We start from the raw sequence: 17,153 nt of genomic DNA, 5'->3' as shown, positions 1-17,153 counted from the left end.
GCCGGTTTGCCGACGATGTGCTGACTCAGACCAGGGCAGGCGTGCGCGGCGGGATCATGCGTCGCGAACCGGTGGACTCGAATGCTGCACCGAAGGTCAGCAGGGCATTGTCGGAGTAAGCGCGACCGGCGAAGGTCAAGCCTACGGGCATACCGATATCCGCCATGATGCCCATCGGTACGGTGACGGTCGGCACGCCCAGGTGACGGATCGCCAGGTTGCCGTTGGCTACCCAGATACCATTGCTCCAGGCGATGTCCGCCGACACGGGGTTTACGTCGGCATCGGCCGGGCCCACGTCGGCCACGGTAGGGAACAGCACCGCGTCAAGGCCCAGGTTATCCATCCAGTCTTCCAGGTCAATCTTGCGGGTTTTCTCCAGCCCGCGCAGGCCGTCGGGCAGCGTTTCGATCTGGTCCCAGGTCTTCAAGCCGCGCTTGGCCATGTTGACGTATTCGTCCATGCCCGCGGCCAGGTCGTCTTCACGGTTGGGCAGGGTGCCGGGGTCGTGGGGGAAGATCTGTGGGCCATCGACGTCGGCCAGGCGGTTGAGCTTGGGGTCGTCGTTGGCGCGCAGGAAATCGTCGAAGGCCCAGCCTGACAGTTCCCACAGTTCGTCGTGAAGGAATTCCTTGCTGACGATGCCACGGTTGTACACGGTCGGTGCACCCGGACGGTCGCCTTCGCAGTTTGACACCAGCGGGAAGTCCACTTCGATCACCTCGGCACCGGCGGCTTCCAGCGCCTTGCGTGCCTCTTGCCACAAGTCGATGACGCTGGCACGGGTGTTGATGCGCTGACCGGTCGGGCCACCGATGCCAGGCTTTTCGGAAGTGCCGGCTTCGGGATCGGCGTTGATGTACATGCGAGGCACGCCGAAACGCTTGCCTTTGAGCGCGCTGGCATCCACCGCCAGGTCGAGGTACGAGGTCGGACGCACGGTCGAGGCCGCCGGAATCGGTACCCAAGGTTGCAGGCGCCACAGGTCGCCACGCTTGTCGGCGTCGTCGGCGACCACTACATCCAGAATTTCCAGCAGGTCGGCCATGGTCCGTGCATAAGGCACCACCACGTCCATGGTCGGGGTCAGTGGCCAGTTGCCACGGACCGAAATCACCCCGCGAGAGGGGGTATAGGCGCACAGGCCGTTGTTCGAGGCTGGGCCGCGACCACTGGACCAGGTTTCCTCGGCCAGGCCGAAGGCACTGAAGCTGGCGGCGGTGGCAGTTCCGGCACCATTGGAGGAGCCGGACGCGAACGGTGCGGTCAGGTAGTTGGCGTTGTACGGGCTTTCGGCGCGGCCGTAGACGCCGCGCTGCATGCCGCCGTTGGCCATGGGCGGCATGTTGGTCTTGCCCAGGCACACCGCACCGGCCGCACGCAGGCGCTCGATGGTGAAGGCGTCGCGCTGGGCGACCAGGTCCTTGAAGGCCGGACTGCCGGAGGCGGCGGTAAGGCCTTTGACCAGGTAGCTGTCTTTGGCGGTGTAAGGAATGCCGTCCAGCGGGCTCAGGGTCTGTCCCTTGGCGCGACGCGCATCGGACGCTTCGGCCTCCTTGAGTGCGTCTGGGTTGCGCACGACCACGGCGTTCAGGGCAGTGGCGGTATTGGCTCCATCGTAGGCGTCGATACGCGCCATATAGGCCTTGACCAGCTCGACCGCCGTCGTGCGGCCCGACTCAAGTGCATCGCGCAGCTCGGCAATGGAAACCTCGGTTACCTCGATCATGCTTTCACCAAAAATTGTGCAAGGTGGGGGCTAATGCGAGGAGTGTACAAGAAGGTTTCGGGGGAAGCAGGTTTGCGCGGGAGAAATGGTTTTTTGCAGGCGGGCATTGATGGGGCCGCCAAGCGGCCCGGTGCACTCAGGCCAGGTCTGTCGCCGAATGCCGTTCCGCCACCTGGCTGGCTTCGTCGCCCCAGGTGCGGTTCACCCGTGTGCCGCGTTGTACCGCCGGGCGTGCGGCGATCTGCTCGGCCCAGCGCTGAACGTTCGGGTACTCATCCACCGCCAGGAACTCTGCGGCGCCATACAGGTTGCCGCGTACCAGCTGGCCGTACCATGGCCATACGGCGATATCGGCGATGCTGTATTCATCGCCACCCAGGTAACGGCTTTCGGCCAGGCGGCGGTCCAGCACGTCGAGCTGGCGCTTGGCTTCCATGGTGAAGCGGTTGATGGCGTACTCGAATTTCTCCGGGGCATACACATAGAAGTGGCCAAACCCTCCGCCCAGGTAGGGGGCCGCGCCCATCTGCCAGAACAGCCAGTTCAGGGTTTCGGTGCGGGCAGCAAGGGACTTGGGCAGGAAAGCGCCAAACTTTTCGGCCAGGTACAGCAGGATCGAGCCTGACTCGAACACCCGTACCGCAGGTTCGACGCTGCGGTCGAGCAGGGCGGGAATCTTCGAGTTCGGGTTGACCTGCACGAAGCCGCTGGAGAACTGGTCGCCTTCGCCGATGCGAATCAGCCAGGCGTCGTATTCGGCACCGGTGTGGCCGAGGGCGAGCAATTCTTCGAGCAGGATGGTGACCTTGACGCCGTTGGGCGTGGCCAGGGAGTAAAGCTGAAGGGGGTGTTTGCCCACCGGCAGGTCCTTGTCATGGGTCGGGCCTGCGACAGGGCGGTTGATGCTGGCGAACTGGCCGCCGGAAGCGGCCTCGTTGCGCCAGACCTTGGGCGGAACGTAAGGGGACTTGCTCATGCGCGGATCTCCTACCTGCAAAGACTTGCATCTATGCCATGGGTTGGGCGCCGAGGGCAAATGCAACCGATGCATGCGAAACAGGGCGCCCTGGCCTGAACCTCGACAGCGGCAGGTAGCATAACAGCGGCACTGTTGCGCAAGGCTGGCCGCCAACTGTGCTGGTCCCTGCCGAAGAAATGCCTTTATGCTGTAACGAAATATGTCTAGAACGCCTGAAGAAGGAAGCCGCAATGCCGCTCAAGGACCTGCTGATCGCCCTGGTGGTGATCATCGCGTGGGGAGTCAACTTCGTGGTCATCAAGGTTGGCCTCGACGGTCTGCCACCGATGTTGCTGGGGGCGTTGCGCTTCGTGTTGGTGGCGTTTCCGGCCATATTGCTGGTCAAGCGCCCGAAGCTGCCCTGGCGCTGGCTGATTGCCTACGGTGCGACCATCTCCCTGGGCCAGTTCGCTTTTCTCTTCCAGGCCATGTACAGCGGGATGCCACCGGGGCTGGCTTCGCTGGTGCTGCAATCCCAGGCGTTCTTCACCCTTGGTTTCGCTGCGCTGTTTCTGGGGGAGCGGTTGCGCCTGGCCAGCGTACTCGGGTTACTGGTGGCGGCGAGCGGCCTGGCGCTGATCGGCAGCGAGGACAGCGGGCACGTGCCGATGGTGGCGCTGCTGCTGACATTGTGCGGCGGTGCCATGTGGGGCCTGGGTAACATCATTACCCGGCGCTTCGGCTCGGTGGACTTGGTGGCGCTGGTGATCTGGGGCGGGTTGATTCCGCCATTGCCGTTCCTGGCGCTTTCGTGGTGGCTGGAGGGGCCAGAGCGCATCGGTCATGCATTGGCCAACATCAGCTGGAGCTCGATTCTGGCCCTGGCTTACCTGGCTTTTGTCGCCACCATGCTCGGCTACAGCCTCTGGAGCAAGCTGCTGTCGCGCTACCCGGCGGGCAAGGTGGCACCGTTCTCGTTGCTGGTTCCGGTGATTGGCTTGAGTTCCTCGGCGTGGTTGCTGGGTGAACGGTTGACCGCCGTGCAGGGATGGGGCGCGTTGCTGGTGATGGCCGGGCTGCTGGTCAATGTCTTCGGGCCGAAGCTGGGGCAGCGCTTGAGGGCGGCCAGCGCGCAATAACTGAAAACACACCCGCGTTCAGTTGCAACGGGCAAGCGCCGCAATGCGGGCGAGGGCTTTGTTAGACTGGGCCTCTTTTGCCAGGCCCACGGAGCACGCCCATGATCATTTCCACCACCAGCCAGCTCGAAGGCCGCCCGATTGCCGAGTACCTCGGGGTAGTCAGCTCTGAATCGGTGCAGGGCATCAACTTTGTGCGCGATTTCTTCGCACGCTTTCGGGACTTCTTCGGGGGGCGTTCGCAGACCCTGGAAAGCGCATTGCGCGAGGCCCGCGAACAGGCCACCGAAGAACTGAAGGCTCGGGCACGGCAGTTGCAAGCCGATGCAGTGGTGGGGGTCGATTTCGAGATCAGCATGCCCTCGGTGCAGGGCGGAATGGTCGTGGTGTTCGCCACTGGTACGGCGGTGCGGTTGAGGTAAGGCTTTTTGCCACTGGTCGGGTTTGGATGTTTTGCCCGGGCAGTCTGCAAATGACTGGCTAGTCTCTTTCTTCAACAGACCGCGTTTTTCCTGGGCATGTCATCTACCTGCCGACGCGGTCGTCACTTGAGGGAGACGGGGCATGAGCGAGTCCTTTTTCGAAGACACGAACGACGCATTCCCAATCAACAGCCAGGTATGGTGCGGCCAGTCGTCGTTTCGCCTGGGCTTTGCCAACATGACCCTGGACGAGTCAGAGCAGCTCAAGCCTGCGCATTTGCAGCGCTACAAGAAGGGCCGTTTCACGCCCCGGCTACCTGCGAAGAAGTAACGCTGACCCAAGACCCCGCCGAACGGCGGGGTTTTTGTTTTGGTTGCTTGATCCAGCTCATGGTATCCAGGGGTAGCGCTCGCCGGATCGCGGCGCTTGTGGTCTTCTTGCGCGGCATGTCAGAAAAGGAGGATTGTTTTTCCATGCGCATCAGGGAAGAGACTTATTGGCAGTGGGCTGACGCCCAGCTGCACAGCCGCTGTCATGACGAGGCGCTGAGCGATGGCACCACGCTCGATGTTCAGGTACGTCTGTCGCGCCTGGGTGCGACGCAGCTGTTCCTTGGCTTGTATGCCCAGGACGGCAAGGCGCTGCTTGAGGAGTATTATCCAGCGCGGCCTGGCGAAACCATGACCCGCGCACTGGTGTGGGGTGTGGACCGCGCGCGAGCACTGGCCACAGGTGCACTGCCACTGCCAACCACCGTGCTACGCCGTCAAGCTTGAGCGTGCCGGGCTTCAGACGCCTGGACGATGCGTTGCGCAGGGACGTGCAACTGACGTAGCAGGTAGTCGGAGAACGCCGGGTCCCACCGTTGCAGGGCAATGGCATCGCGCATGCAAGTCAGCCAGACGCTGGCGTGCTGTGCGTCGATCGGCCACTGCGCATGGAACGATGGGATGGCGATCGAGCCGTAGCGTTCACTGTACAGGCGTGGGCCACCCAACCAACCACTGAGAAAACAGGCCAGTTTGTCCCGTGAGCCGCTCAGGTCGTCCGGGTGCATCTGGCGTACGCTGGCGGCTGCCGGTGTTTCATCCATCAGGCGGTAGAAGTCATCGACCAGGCGGCGCAGGCCATCGATACCGCCTGCGGCCTGGTAAGAGGCATCGCCGGTGCCGAATGCGGGAGTGTTCATCAAGGGCTCCAAGGTCCAGGGGCCGACAGTTTAACAGGCATGAAAAAGCCCGGCCGTTGCGGGCCGGGCTGATGAGGAGGCGTGCTCGATCAGTTGATCGAATCGATCACCTTGATCGCCTGCCGCTCGCGGGCGGCGGGCCATTCCTCCTGCAGGGTCTGCAGGACGCGGCCTACGAACTCGGTGTCGGCGGCGGCCTTCTTGCCGACGTAGCCCTGGCCACGGCGGTAGACCTTGAAGCGTGCGCGCATGCTGGGCAGGTGCGCTTCGAATTCATCTTCGACGGTGTTTGGCGGCAGACGGTCGAGGCGTACCTCACCGGTCTGGCTGACCCACAGCAGGTGATCGTCGAGGCTGTCCTTGCGTGCGGCGAACAGCTTGGACAGTTGGTCGATCGTGGGATTGTTGTTCAAGTTCATCATAAAGCCCCCATTACCTATTGATTGTGATTTTCACAGTTGGCGCCACCACGGTGTAGCGCACTACCACGGCTGCTACAGCAGCATCGCAACAGGGGCTTTCTCACGCTGCCTTTTGGACAGTTCCCTCTCCACGAACGGCCTGCGTTACCGCGCAGGCCGTCTGGAATACCCTTGCCACCGCTCCCGATCAGGGAGACGGCCTCATCATGCCCAAGGCGGATGAACGGCGTCAACCGTTTTGTAGTGAATATTTTTTCTCACTACATCTTGTCGGACAATCCACCTGTCGGGGCCTTTTCAAGGGTGTCGCCGGTCAATGCGACAGGCCGGACAGAATCTGCCATGCAGCCCGAACCCGCGCCTCGTTGGGGTAGTTGCGGTTGGCTAGCAGCACCACGGCCTGGCCTTCGGAGGGAATGAATACGGCGTAGGCACCAAAGCCATTGGTGGAGCCGGTCTTGTTGTACCAGGCGTTGCGCAAGGCGGGACTGGCAGGCTTCAGGCGTTGGGTGCTCTGAGGTTCGCGGATCAGCCTGGGGCTGTTGCCATTGACGAGGGTCTGCAGGTCGACAGGGTAGGGGTAGCGCTCCCAGCCCAGGCCCTGAGTCATTGTGCCGACCTGGAAGTAACCTGCCTGGGTGATCGCGGTGGCCTCCTGCAGGGGTTGAGGCAAGGCGGAGGGTTGCATGTGCAGGCGTACGTAACGCAGCAGGTCGGTGGCGCTGGTCTTGATGCCGTACGCCGGGTCGGCATATGGGCCGGGGTTGACCCGAACGGGTTGGTCCTGGGCGTCATAACCCTGGGCGTAGAGGCTACGCGCTTCGGGAGGGACGTTCAGATAGGTGTGCTCCAGACCCATTCGCGGCAATAGCCCCTGGGTCATCAACGGGTCGAAAGGCCGATGCTGGGCGCGTGCTGCAAGATCGCCAAACAGCCCAATGCTGGGGTTCGAGTAGCAGCGCTGAGTGCCGCGCTCACTGTGCGGTTTCCACTGGCGGAAGAACGTCAGCACCTGCCGTGGCGTCTGCACATCGTCGGGGAACTGCAAGGGCAGGCAGTCGGCGCTGTAGGCACCAAGCTCCAGCACGCTGACATCACCCAGATACGTGCCGGCCAGTGCGGGCTGGTAGCGGCGGGCAGGCGCATCGAGGTCCAGCTTGCCTTCGGCACTGGCCAGGGCCGCGAGGGTGGCCGTGTAGGTCTTGCTCAGCGAACCGACCTCGAACAGGGTATCGGCGCTGACCGGTGTGCCCGCTGCCTTGTCGGCCACGCCAAAGCTGAAGTAATGCGCCTGGCCCTTGTGGTAGACCCCCACTGCCATGCCGGCGATCCCGTACGCCTGCATCAGCGGGCGGATGGTCTGGGTCACCCGTGCTTGCAGGGTGTCATCGGCGTGGGCCGAGGCATGGACCCAGGCGAGGGAAGTAGCGGTAGCCAGCGTGGCAAGAAGAAAGCGTGACATGGGGGCGGGTCCTGTGCGACGGAGTGTCCGTTCAGCGATACCGGCGGGGGTTCCGGCGTTAGCGGGAAAAAGGCCCAGACCTTATCGTCTGCCCCAGCACAATAACAAGACGGAATCTGTGATGAAGTATTTGCGCATGTTATTCGACAATTTCACCCTGGCGCTGCTCAGTGTGGTGTTCATTGCCACCGTGCTGCCCTGCTCGGGTGATGGGGCGTTGTACTTTGGCTGGTTGACCAACCTGGCCATCGGCCTGCTGTTCTTCCTGCATGGCGCCAAATTGTCGCGTGAGGCCATCATTGCCGGTGCCGGCCACTGGCGTCTGCACCTGTTGGTATTCTCCTGCACCTTCGTGCTGTTTCCTTTGCTGGGGATGGCCTTCAAGCCGTTGTTCGTGCCGCTGGTGGGCAACGAGTTGTACCTGGGCGTGCTGTATTTGTGCGCGTTGCCGGCCACGGTGCAGTCGGCCATCGCCTTTACCTCGCTGGCCCGCGGTAACGTGCCAGCAGCCATCTGCAGCGCGGCGGCTTCCAGTCTGCTGGGTATTTTTCTCACGCCGTTGCTGGTGATGATGTTGCTGGGTGCCAGTGGCGATACCGGTTCGGGCCTGGACGCGGTGCTGAAGATCACTCTTCAGTTGCTGGTGCCGTTCCTGGCCGGCCAGGTTGCCCGCCGCTGGATCGGCAACTGGGTCAAGCGCAATGCACGCTGGCTCAAGCTGGTCGACCAAGGTTCGATTCTACTGGTGGTCTACACCGCATTCAGCGAGGCCGTGGTCACGGGTTTGTGGCACACCGTTTCCTCGCAGCACCTGGCAGGGTTGTTCGCGGTGTGCGCCATCCTGCTGGCCGTGGTGCTCCTGGGCACCCATATGCTGGGCAAGGTGCTGGAGTTCAACCTCGAGGATCGCATCACCATTCTGTTCGCAGGTTCGAAGAAGAGCCTGGCCACCGGTGTGCCCATGGCGCAGGTGCTGTTCGTAGGCAGCGGTATCGGGGCGATGATTTTACCGTTGATGTTATTCCACCAAATCCAACTGATGGTCTGCGCGGTACTGGCGCAGCGCTACGCCAGTCGCGATGAAGCGGGTGAGGTTGTCACCAACGGCTAGCGCGCCTGACCCGAGCCTCGCTGGCGCAGGGTCTTATTCACCTGAGCCTCGATCTTGTAAGCCGGCGCTTCCAGCTCCTCGTAATTTCGGGTGTAGCGCCGCGCGAACTCTTCCACGCCCAATTGCTGATACTGCTGAACGTGCTTGAGTTCATGCGCCCACAGCGCCACGTTGTCCTCGGCATCGGTCGCGTGGCGGAATATGATGGTGTCGATGAGCGTGACCGCATTCACGTCAGGGTTCTGCAGCAGGGCATTGGCGGCGCTCACCTGTTGCTCGTCGCCGACCCGGTAACGTGCGGCGTCGAGCACGGCGAAATCGTACCAGGGTTCCAGTTGTACCCGGATATGCAGCGGAATGGGCTGTGTGCCGCTGGCCGTGGCTTCGTCGCGGGCCTGCTGCAGGGCGAACACCAGGCTGCTGGAGGCGACGACCTCGACGTCCTTGAGAATCTGCCCGGCCTGGCCGGGGTCGATCGGCGCGCAGAAGCATCCCATCAGGCACACCTGGTATTGCCCAGGAGGGCAGGCTTGTTCGGCGAATGCGGGGGCAGACAGCACAAGGCCAAGCAAAAGACTAGAGAGCTTCATTCAAGGCCTTGTCGACGAAGGTACGGTTGGCATCCAGCACCTGGGTTTGCACGTGTTCGCTGACCATCATGCGCCCGACCACCAGGGCGCCCACGCACTGGCTGATCAGCACCCAGGCCAGTTGCGGGTCTTGCAGCGTTTCGCTCCACGCATCATGCAGGGCTACCAGCCAATGCTCGGCTTCCTCGCGCACCTGTGGCTCGGCCCGAGCGATTTCAACACCTAGCGGGGGCAACGGGCAACCACCCTCGGGATTGTGCAGGTGAGCCAGGCTCAGGTATTGCTCAAGACAGCGTGCCAGGCGTGCCTTGCTGGTGCTTCGATTGGCCAGGCGGGCCAGTGGGCTGTTGCACAACTCCTGGCGGACCACTTCGGTGAACAAATCGTCCTTGGATGGAAAGTGGTTGTAGAAGGCGCCGCCGGTCAGGCCAATGGCCTTCATCAGCCCGGCCACGCCGGTGCTGGAGAAGCCGCCACGCTTGGCCAGCGCGCCGCTGCTGGCCAGCAGTCTTTCTCGCGTTTGTTGCTTGTGTTCGGTGGAATAGCGCATCCGAAACCCCCTCGCGCCCTGACTTGACGATGGGGGCGATCATAACATAGCGTTCGTTTACTAAGTGATCGTTCACTAATGGAGGCGGGTCGTGACAGAACAACAAAAAGTAGTGCTGGTGATCGGTGCCGGCGATGCCACCGGAGGGGAAATTGCCAAGCGTTTCGCCCGCGAGGGGTACACCGCCTGCGTCACACGACGCCAGGCCGAGAAGCTGCAACCCCTGGTGGACGAGATCCGCGCTACGGGCGGCCAGGCCCATGGTTTTGGCTCCGATGCCCGCAAGGAAGAAGAGGTGACGCAGCTGATCGAGACCATCGAGCGCGACATTGGCCCGATCGAGGCGTTTGTCTTCAATATCGGCGCCAATGTGCCGTGCAGCATTCTCGAGGAAACGCCCCGCAAGTATTTCAAGATCTGGGAAATGGCCTGCTTCGCCGGCTTCCTGACCGCACAGGCGGTTGCCCGGCGGATGGTGATGCGCGAGCGCGGCACGATCCTCTTCACCGGTGCCACGGCTGGCACCCGAGGCGCTGCCGGGTTCGCCGCCTTCGCCGGGGCCAAGCATGCCTTGCGCGCGTTGGCCCAGAGCATGGCCCGTGAACTGGGCCCGCGAAACATTCACGTCGCCCATGTGGTGGTCGATGGGGCCATCGACACCGCCTTCATTCGCGACAGCTTCCCCGAGCGCTACGCCCTCAAGGACCAGGACGGTATCCTCGACCCGGCACATATCGCCGACAGCTACTGGTTCCTGCATGTCCAGCCACGGGACGCCTGGACCTTCGAGCTGGATCTGCGACCATGGATGGAGCGCTGGTGACCCCTATGTCGAACAAGGAGCTTTCAATGGGCAAGACTGTCGAGTTTTTCTTCGATCTGGGCAGCCCGGCCAGCTATCTGGCCTGGACCCAAGTGGCGGGTATCTGCGACCGCCACGGCGCCGAGCTTCGCTACCGACCCTTGTTGCTGGGCGGTGTGTTCCAGGCGACCGGTAATGCTTCACCCGCCATGATCCCGGCCAAGGGGCGCTACATGTTCACCGACCTGGGGCGCTTCGCTGCGCGCTATGGCGTGCCGTTCGCCATGCCCCCGGGCTTTCCGATCAACACCCTGAGCCTGATGCGCGGCTTGACCGGCACGCAATTGCTGGCACCCGAGCGCTTCGAAACGTTGCTCGACGTGCTGTTCACCGGCCTGTGGGCGAAGCAGTTGAACCTGGGGGATGCTGCAGTGCTGGACGTTACCTTGCGCCAGGCAGGTTTCGACCCTGCCGCGTTCCAGGCCTTGGCCGCCGAGCCACAGGTCAAGGCGACGCTCAAGCAGGTGACCGAAGAAGCAGTGGCGCGTGGGGTGTTCGGTGCGCCGACGTTCTTTGTCGATGGGCAGATGTTCTTCGGGCAGGATCGCCTGGACTTCGTCGAAGGGGCGTTGCGCTAGCCAGCCAGCAGTTTCTCGAGCTGGGTACGCTCCCAGAGACTGAGCAGGTCGGTGGGGTTGCTGCCGTAGCGTTGCCAGTCTTCCAGATCGGCCTGCAGGCCCTCGGGGGACTGGCAGCGCACGCAATGGGCCAGGCCTTCGGCATCCACGGCCAGGGTCAGCTGCCAGCCGTCGATGTCCACTTCGACCAGCCCATGCCCATCACGGGCGCGAACCTGCAGCGAGTGAACGCCGAGGGCCGTCTCGCGCAGGCACTGGTAAACGGCCCGGGAGTGCAAGCGCTGGCCGGGTTCAGGCACGGTCAGAAGTTGGCCGGCGTGTTGGCGCTGATGATTTCGGCCTCGTCCGGACCGATGTTCTTGAAACTGTGCGGCAGGGTAGTGGGGATGTAGTAGCCATCGCCGGAGTTGAGCACGCTGACCTGGCCATCGACCCACAATTCGACCGTGCCCCGGGTGACCAGCCCGCATTCTTCGCCCTCGGCATGAACGATCGGCTCGCCGGAGTCGGCGCCTGGTGCATACAGCTCGCGCAGCATACGCATCTGGCGGGCTTCGACGCTCGCACCGACCAGCAGCATGCGCAGGCCGTTGCGGCCCAGGTCAGGCTGCTCGTTGGCGCGGAACACGAAGCGCTCTTCCCGCACCGGCTCGTCGAAGCTGAAGAACTCCGCCAAGGTCATCGGGATCCCCTCGAGCAGTTTTTTCAGGGAACTGACCGAAGGGCTGACGCGGTTTTGCTCGATCTGCGAAATCGTCGAGTTGGTCAGGCCGCTGCGACGGGCCAGCTCCCGTTGGGAGAGGTTGTTGCGTTCACGCACCAGTTTGAGTCGTGTCCCCGTGTCCATAGCCGCCTTGTAATCAGAGGTGTAAAAAATAATGGGCGACGCATTAAAGCACACTCTGAAGCCTTGCGCGCAGTGCTTGTCAGGTGCGTTGGTCGCGGGGCATTGGCCACAGCCCGACCAGCAGCAACAACAGGGCAACCGCAAGGAATGGCAGGCGTGGATCCAGCGCGTAGACCAAGGTGCCAGCCAGTGGCCCTATCACCGCGCCCATCCCCTGCGCCGCGCCGACGGAGCCGGCCGTGGCGCCTTGTTCCGACGCGTGCATGGCATTGGCGGCCAGCGCGGAAAAGGACGGGAACACAAAGCCCATGCCCGCGGCGGCGACGAAGTAGCAACCCCAGAGCCAGGGCGCGCTCGTGGCCAGAGCGCCGCCGGCAAAGCCCAGCGCCGAGACGCTGGCGCCAACCCGTATCATCTTCAGCGGTGGCCATTCCAGCTGGCGCAGGGCGATCTGCGACAGGATCAGTGCCACCCCGACCGTAGTCAAGGCGATGCCGGCTGCCTGGGCTGCCTCGGTCGGCGGCAGGTGCAAACGGTCGAGGGCGAAGAAACCGACGATGATCTGCGAAACGGTGACGCTGAGCATGGCGCTGAAGGCCACCAGCAGGGGGCGGCGCAGGCGCGGGTCGGTCAGGCGCACCGGGCTCGGCGCATGGCTGTGGGCCAACGGTTGCGGCTTTAGCTTGAACAGCAACACGATGAACGCGGTGGCCGGTAGCAAGGACATGATGTGAAACGGCAGGCTCAGACTGTGGCGTGCCAACAGCGCGGCAATCGCCGGGCCCAGTACCAGCCCCACAGCATTGGCTGCGCCCAGGGAGGCTATGGCTCGGGCCCGACGTTGCGGTTCGACATGGTCGGCGATCAGCGCATTGCCGGCCACCGGCAGGGCCGCGTAGAACGCGCCGATCAGCCCGCGAGCCAGCATCAGACCGACGAACGCCAAGGTGGCGTCTGGCAGCCAGCGCAAGGCGCCTTCGACGAACAGGCACAATGACCAGTAGGCCAGGGTAAAGCCCGCACTGCCTAGCAGCAGGATGCGTCGGCGTCCGAGGCGGTCGGCCGCGCGCCCCCAGGGGCGTGCCAGCAGCACCCAGACCACGCCGGCCACGGTCACGGCTGCCCCGGCCTGCCAGGTCGCCATCCCCAGCAGCCGGGCAATTGGCCCGATCAAGGCCACGAAGGCCATCATCGACATGGTGCAGGCCATGTTGGCCAGCAGCAGGGGGCGCAGGTCGAGGGTGCGTGTGACACCCAGGGTGGCAGGATCCTTTGCAGCAGTCATCGGGCAGTCCAGGCAGTTTCAGCGTTAAAGGGCGATCTTATTAAGAGCACTCATCGGTTGTCGAACCGGCCTGGACCGCACGCTGTCATTCGCCGCGGCGCAGGGGGCCTGGCCACATGCTACGCAACACGCCGTCCCGGCGCACCAGTGCGTGCATCAACGCTGCACCCAGGTGCAGCAGGACAGTGGCGAACAACAGGTACCCGGCCCAGCCATGGGCTTGGCGCAGTACGGCGTACAGTTGCAGGTCGTGTGGGGCGATGGCCGGTAGCTGCAGCGGTCGAGGGTAACCGCCCGCCGACAGCATTGCCCAGCCCAGCAGCGGCATGGCCAGCATCAGGGCATAGAGCAGCAGGTGCGAGGCGCCGGCAGCGAACCGTTGCACAGTCGGCAAGTCGTCGGGCAGGGGCGGATGAGGTCGGGTCAGGCGCACGCCGATACGCAGCAGCACCAGTACCAGCAGCGCCAGGCCGGTGGCCTTGTGCAGCTCGACCAGCATCGGGTGGCGGGTTGACAGGTCGGCGACCATGCTCACGCCGATGAACAGCATGGCCAGGATCAACACTGCCATCAGCCAGTGCAGCGAGCGGGCCAGGGGGTGGAAAGCTTCAGGTTTCATGGGCGGGCTCCGGTGCTGAGCGATTCGCGGCTGCGGCGATTGAAAGACTCCGAATAGGCCGCCGAGCGGGCGGCGAGGATCGGGTCGGCGGAAGGTTCGATGCCACGGGGGAGAATCAGCGGGTCGAAGTTCAGGTCGCGGCAGGCACCTTGTTCAGGGGCGTCCACTCGTTCGATCACCAAGGTGCCAGCGTCCACTCGGCGCCGTTGCGCAGGCCAGGGCTGGGCCGGGTCGTCCACGGCGTCGCCGGCCTCGGCCAGCACCAGGCGCAAGGTCCAGCGCAACGGGCCCTGGGCCAGGCGTTGTTGCAGGTCATGTTGCAGGAATTGTTTGTCATCGACCTTGCCTGGGAGCGCGGCGAAGTGGGTCTGTGGCTCCAATTGCCAGCGCACCGGGTGAGCCTTGCCATCGCCGTCGATCAGGCGAAAGGCATTGATGCTGTGGTATTGGGTGCTGGCGAAGCTGTCGCTCGGGGTATAGCTGGCGGCCCATTGGCGGAACGCCGCGCTTTCCGGATGGGCGGCGAAGAATGCTTGTAGCCTTGCCGGGTCAGGCTTGCCGGTGGCAGGGTCAGGCGCGCTGGCCAGCACCTGTTCATAGAACGCCTGCGGCGTGCTCACCGCCAGCACGGGAGGGTTGTTCATACCGGTACGCCAGAGCTGGCCGTCATCGGTACTCAGTTGCAGCGCCAGACTGCGCACGGGCACCGCGGTGTCCGGTGCGAACGGATTGGCCCCCCCAATGGCGAACCGGCCGATGACCGGTACCCGCGCCTGGCTGAACACCCGCGCCGTCGACAGCGTCGCCGCCTGGCCGCTGGCCTGGAAGTAACCGCTGACACACAGGCCTTTCGCATGGTTCTTGCGGTAGCCGGGGTAATGGCCAGCCTGGGCCTCGAAGGTATCTATGATGCGCTGCGGGGTCACTGTTGGGCCGCCGATCCAGCCAGCGGCATAGGCGAAACCCGCGCCCATGGCCAGCATGATGGCGCCTATGGCGGCCAGCCGCAGGTGCTTGGCGGGGCCGTGCAAGGGTGAGTTCATGGTCATCGTCCGGTGCAGTTGAGGTGCCGGTACGACGGGGCAGGAAGGCGGTTATTCCCTGCGAGGGAATAAATTTTGTGGCCGGGCGTCTGCCCTCTACACTGACCATCCCAGGGGCCGGATGACTTCCATGCATGATTTGGACGAACACCAATGGCGCGAGCTGCTGCAGCGTCTGCGCCGCTTTGCCATCTGGCTGACGCGCGAGTCTGGCAGCGCCGACGACCTGGTCCAGGCGACCGTCGAGCGTGCCCTCAGCCGCAGCAGTCAGCAGCGTGACGCCGACAGCCTGCGCGCCTGGCTGTTCACCATCCTTTATCGGCAGTTTCTCGATGGCAAGCGCCGTGACCGCCTGCATGCGCGTTGGCTGTCCTGGTTTGGGCGCGCCGAGGCGCAGGAAGAGCCGGTTGGCGGCGATATCGAACGCATCATCCTGGCCCAGGCGGACTTGCAGGCCTTCGCGCGATTGTCGGACGAGCAGCGCGCCCTGTTGTTGCTGGTCAGCGTCGAGGGCCTGAGCTACAAGGAGGCCGCCCACGCCCTAGGGATTCCCATCGGTACCGTGATGTCGCGCCTGTCGCGCGCCCGTGCCGCGTTGCGTGAACTGACCGAGGGCAACCCGCAGCCCCCGGCCTTGCGGAGACTGAAATGACGCGCCTTATTCCCAGTGAACATGAGCTGCATGCCTACGTCGATGACCGTCTGGAGCCCTCACGGCGAGCCGAAGTGCAAGCCTGGTTGGCGGCCAACCCGTTGGAAGCGCAAAGGGTCGAGGCCTGGCGAAGCGATGCCCGGCGTTTGCGGGCGGCATTGGCAGGTTTCGGCGAGCAGCCAGGCTCGTCACAGTTGGATGTGGGCAGGCTGCAGCAACGCTTGCGTCATCGCAGGCAGCGCCGCTGGGCGTCGGCTGCGGTGTTGCTGCTGGCCGTGGGAGTGGGTGGATTGGTTGGCTGGCAGGCACGGGACGCCACGTTGGCGGACGCTGGCCTGCCCATGGCCGATGCCGTGCAGGCCCATCGCCTGTTCGCTGCCAGCGAAGCGCTGGATATCCAGGCCAGCGACCCGGCACAGTTGCGCGACTGGCTGGAGCGGCATTTCAGTCGGGTAGGGCAGTTGCCAGACCTCGCGGGATACGGCTTCAAGCCGGTGGGGGCACGACTGCTCAGCAACGAGCAGGGGCCGGCGGCTTTGCTGGTATTCCAGGACCGTGAAGGGCAACGCATCAGTCTGTTTCTGCGCTCGCCGGGCGAACGCTTCGCGCGCATGCCGCAGGGGCAGCGCACGGATGGGCGGTTGGAGGCACGCTACTGGTCCCATGGGGCGTACAACTTCGCACTGGTCAGTGCGGCGGACGATGTGCGCGGCGCCGGTGTTGGCGAGGCGCTGCGCTTGGGCCTGTAGTCGGTCCGATCGCGGACAAGCCGGCTCTACGGAGCGTACGACGACTTCGTAGAGGCTGGCTTGCCGGCGATTCGTTTCAGCTCAATTCCAGCCAGATCGGCGCATGGTCCGAGGGCTTTTCCATGCCACGCAGCTCGTAATCCACCCCTGCGGCCTTCAGGCGCGGCACCAGGGCTTGCGAGGCCATGATCAGGTCGATGCGCAGTCCGCGCTTGGGCTCGTCCTCGAAGCCGCGGCTGCGGTAGTCGAACCAGCTGAAGCGGTCGTTCACTTCCGGATACAAGTGACGGAAGCTGTCCACCAGGCCCCAGCCCTTCAGGCGCTCCATCCATTCCCGCTCTTCAGGCAGGAAGCTGCATTTGCCGGTCTTCAGCCAGCGCTTGGCGTTGTCCGGGCCGATCCCGATATCGCAGTCCTGGGGCGAGATGTTCATGTCGCCCATCACCAGCACCGGCTCGTGATTGTGGAACTGCCCTTCGAGCAGGGCCTGCAAGTCGCTGTAGAAGCGCTGTTTGGCCGGGAACTTGGTGGGGTGGTCGCGGCTTTCGCCTTGGGGGAAGTAGCCGTTCATGATAGTGATCGGGGTGCCGTTGGCATCGGCGAAGGAGCCCCAGATGAAACGGCGCTGGGCATCTTCTTCGTCGGTGGCAAAGCCTTTGAACAGGCTAAGAGGCGCCTGGCGCGATAGCAGGGCGACGCCGTAGTGGCCTTTCTGGCCATGGAAGTGCACGTGGTAGCCCAGTGCCTGGACCTCGGCCAGAGGGAACTGATCGTCGCTGACCTTGGTTTCCTGCAGGCCGATCACGTCCGGCTGGTGCTTTTCGATCAGCGCCGCCAGCTGATGCGGGCGGGCACGCAGGCCGTTGATGTTGAAACAGACGATCTTCATCGAAAGACAATCCTGGTAAAAGGCCGGATGCTAGCCGACATCGGCCGTCTCCACCA

Annotated in this window: 22 protein-coding genes; 9 read left to right on the top strand and 13 right to left on the bottom strand. The window is 63.9% G+C overall.

All coding sequences use genetic code 11. The features are described 5' to 3' along the window. Positions 1-25 precede the first annotated feature (25 nt). Positions 26-1,729 (bottom strand): amidase, encoded by a 1,704-nt coding sequence (locus tag C4Q26_RS00970; RefSeq protein WP_104881905.1) that lies wholly within the window; start codon positions 1,727-1,729, stop codon positions 26-28. Between the two features lie 136 nt (positions 1,730-1,865). Next, positions 1,866-2,705: a glutathione-dependent disulfide-bond oxidoreductase gene (gene yghU, locus C4Q26_RS00965; protein WP_023380065.1), complete on the bottom strand. Its 840-nt coding sequence runs from the start codon at positions 2,703-2,705 to the stop codon at positions 1,866-1,868. Positions 2,706-2,938: 233 nt separating this feature from the next. Here yghU and C4Q26_RS00960 point away from each other — a divergent pair, with 233 nt between their 5' ends. The 4 genes from C4Q26_RS00960 to C4Q26_RS00945 all read left to right on the top strand — a co-directional run bounded on the left by C4Q26_RS00960 (position 2,939) and on the right by C4Q26_RS00945 (position 5,025). Continuing rightward, positions 2,939-3,826, top strand: a complete 888-nt coding sequence (locus C4Q26_RS00960; protein ID WP_023380066.1) for an EamA family transporter — start codon at positions 2,939-2,941, stop codon at positions 3,824-3,826. Between the two features lie 101 nt (positions 3,827-3,927). Then, positions 3,928-4,248: a YbjQ family protein gene (locus C4Q26_RS00955; protein WP_023380067.1), complete on the top strand. Its 321-nt coding sequence runs from the start codon at positions 3,928-3,930 to the stop codon at positions 4,246-4,248. A 142-nt stretch (positions 4,249-4,390) separates the two neighbouring features. Further along, positions 4,391-4,579 (top strand): hypothetical protein, encoded by a 189-nt coding sequence (locus tag C4Q26_RS00950; protein WP_023380068.1) that lies wholly within the window; start codon positions 4,391-4,393, stop codon positions 4,577-4,579. A 143-nt stretch (positions 4,580-4,722) separates the two neighbouring features. Further along, positions 4,723-5,025, top strand: coding sequence for a hypothetical protein (locus tag C4Q26_RS00945; RefSeq protein WP_023380069.1), 303 nt, complete (start codon positions 4,723-4,725; stop codon positions 5,023-5,025). On the opposite strand, the gene C4Q26_RS00940 is transcribed toward C4Q26_RS00945, so the two are convergent. From C4Q26_RS00940 to ampC, 3 genes are all read right to left on the bottom strand, one after another. Then, complete coding sequence (locus C4Q26_RS00940) at positions 5,016-5,438, bottom strand: group II truncated hemoglobin (RefSeq protein ID WP_023380070.1); 423 nt, start codon at positions 5,436-5,438, stop codon at positions 5,016-5,018. The genes C4Q26_RS00945 and C4Q26_RS00940 overlap by 10 nt on opposite strands. An 89-nt stretch (positions 5,439-5,527) precedes the next feature. Next, positions 5,528-5,860, bottom strand: a complete 333-nt coding sequence (locus C4Q26_RS00935) for a hypothetical protein (RefSeq protein ID WP_023380072.1) — start codon at positions 5,858-5,860, stop codon at positions 5,528-5,530. A 313-nt stretch (positions 5,861-6,173) separates the two neighbouring features. Then, positions 6,174-7,322, bottom strand: a complete 1,149-nt coding sequence (gene ampC, locus C4Q26_RS00930; RefSeq protein ID WP_104882574.1) for a class C beta-lactamase — start codon at positions 7,320-7,322, stop codon at positions 6,174-6,176. Between the two features lie 121 nt (positions 7,323-7,443). Here ampC and C4Q26_RS00925 point away from each other — a divergent pair, with 121 nt between their 5' ends. Continuing rightward, positions 7,444-8,433: a bile acid:sodium symporter family protein gene (locus C4Q26_RS00925; protein WP_104882573.1), complete on the top strand. Its 990-nt coding sequence runs from the start codon at positions 7,444-7,446 to the stop codon at positions 8,431-8,433. Here C4Q26_RS00925 and C4Q26_RS00920 read toward each other — a convergent pair. Together C4Q26_RS00920 and C4Q26_RS00915 are read right to left on the bottom strand one after the other, a co-directional pair. Next, the gene (locus tag C4Q26_RS00920) at positions 8,430-9,023 is read right to left on the bottom strand and encodes a DUF4157 domain-containing protein (protein WP_027907012.1); all 594 of its coding nucleotides are present in this window, start codon (positions 9,021-9,023) and stop codon (positions 8,430-8,432) included. The genes C4Q26_RS00925 and C4Q26_RS00920 overlap by 4 nt on opposite strands. Continuing rightward, complete coding sequence (locus C4Q26_RS00915) at positions 9,010-9,573, bottom strand: TetR/AcrR family transcriptional regulator (protein WP_104882572.1); 564 nt, start codon at positions 9,571-9,573, stop codon at positions 9,010-9,012. Before C4Q26_RS00915 ends, C4Q26_RS00920 begins: the two co-directional genes overlap by 14 nt. A 91-nt stretch (positions 9,574-9,664) precedes the next feature. Here C4Q26_RS00915 and C4Q26_RS00910 point away from each other — a divergent pair, with 91 nt between their 5' ends. Together C4Q26_RS00910 and C4Q26_RS00905 are read left to right on the top strand one after the other, a co-directional pair. Continuing rightward, the gene (locus tag C4Q26_RS00910) at positions 9,665-10,396 is read left to right on the top strand and encodes an SDR family oxidoreductase (protein WP_104882571.1); all 732 of its coding nucleotides are present in this window, start codon (positions 9,665-9,667) and stop codon (positions 10,394-10,396) included. Positions 10,397-10,422: 26 nt separating this feature from the next. Further along, the gene (locus tag C4Q26_RS00905; protein WP_023380083.1) at positions 10,423-11,013 is read left to right on the top strand and encodes a 2-hydroxychromene-2-carboxylate isomerase; all 591 of its coding nucleotides are present in this window, start codon (positions 10,423-10,425) and stop codon (positions 11,011-11,013) included. Here C4Q26_RS00905 and C4Q26_RS00900 read toward each other — a convergent pair. From C4Q26_RS00900 to C4Q26_RS00880, 5 genes are all read right to left on the bottom strand, one after another. Continuing rightward, entirely contained in the window at positions 11,010-11,312 is a 303-nt protein-coding gene (locus tag C4Q26_RS00900; RefSeq protein WP_252189434.1) for a hypothetical protein, read from the bottom strand. The two genes, C4Q26_RS00905 and C4Q26_RS00900, sit on opposite strands and share 4 nt — an antisense overlap. Positions 11,313-11,314: 2 nt before the next feature. Beyond that, positions 11,315-11,860 (bottom strand): cupin domain-containing protein, encoded by a 546-nt coding sequence (locus C4Q26_RS00895; RefSeq protein ID WP_023380085.1) that lies wholly within the window; start codon positions 11,858-11,860, stop codon positions 11,315-11,317. A 79-nt stretch (positions 11,861-11,939) separates the two neighbouring features. Next, complete coding sequence (locus C4Q26_RS00890; protein WP_104882570.1) at positions 11,940-13,145, bottom strand: MFS transporter; 1,206 nt, start codon at positions 13,143-13,145, stop codon at positions 11,940-11,942. 85 nt (positions 13,146-13,230) lie between these two features. Next, on the bottom strand, positions 13,231-13,764 hold the full coding sequence (locus C4Q26_RS00885; protein WP_023380087.1) for a cytochrome b: 534 nt from the start codon (positions 13,762-13,764) through the stop codon (positions 13,231-13,233). Then, the gene (locus tag C4Q26_RS00880) at positions 13,761-14,813 is read right to left on the bottom strand and encodes a catalase family peroxidase (RefSeq protein ID WP_027907008.1); all 1,053 of its coding nucleotides are present in this window, start codon (positions 14,811-14,813) and stop codon (positions 13,761-13,763) included. The genes C4Q26_RS00885 and C4Q26_RS00880 overlap by 4 nt, the downstream gene beginning before the upstream one ends. 124 nt (positions 14,814-14,937) lie before the next feature. Here C4Q26_RS00880 and C4Q26_RS00875 point away from each other — a divergent pair, with 124 nt between their 5' ends. Together C4Q26_RS00875 and C4Q26_RS00870 are read left to right on the top strand one after the other, a co-directional pair. Next, positions 14,938-15,459: a sigma-70 family RNA polymerase sigma factor gene (locus tag C4Q26_RS00875; RefSeq protein ID WP_023380089.1), complete on the top strand. Its 522-nt coding sequence runs from the start codon at positions 14,938-14,940 to the stop codon at positions 15,457-15,459. Beyond that, positions 15,456-16,208 (top strand): anti-sigma factor, encoded by a 753-nt coding sequence (locus C4Q26_RS00870; protein ID WP_023380090.1) that lies wholly within the window; start codon positions 15,456-15,458, stop codon positions 16,206-16,208. The genes C4Q26_RS00875 and C4Q26_RS00870 overlap by 4 nt, the downstream gene beginning before the upstream one ends. Positions 16,209-16,284: 76 nt before the next feature. On the opposite strand, the gene xthA is transcribed toward C4Q26_RS00870, so the two are convergent. Beyond that, a complete protein-coding gene (xthA, locus tag C4Q26_RS00865) occupies positions 16,285-17,097 on the bottom strand; it encodes an exodeoxyribonuclease III (protein ID WP_023380092.1) in 813 nt (270 codons plus the stop codon). Between the last annotated feature and the right edge of the window lie 56 nt (positions 17,098-17,153).

The sequence above is a fragment of the Pseudomonas sp. SWI44 genome (assembly GCF_002947915.1).
Lineage (GTDB): Bacteria > Pseudomonadota > Gammaproteobacteria > Pseudomonadales > Pseudomonadaceae > Aquipseudomonas > Aquipseudomonas taiwanensis.
The sequence above is the reverse complement of the archived record's forward strand: the minus strand, read 5'-3'. Positions and strand labels throughout refer to the sequence as shown.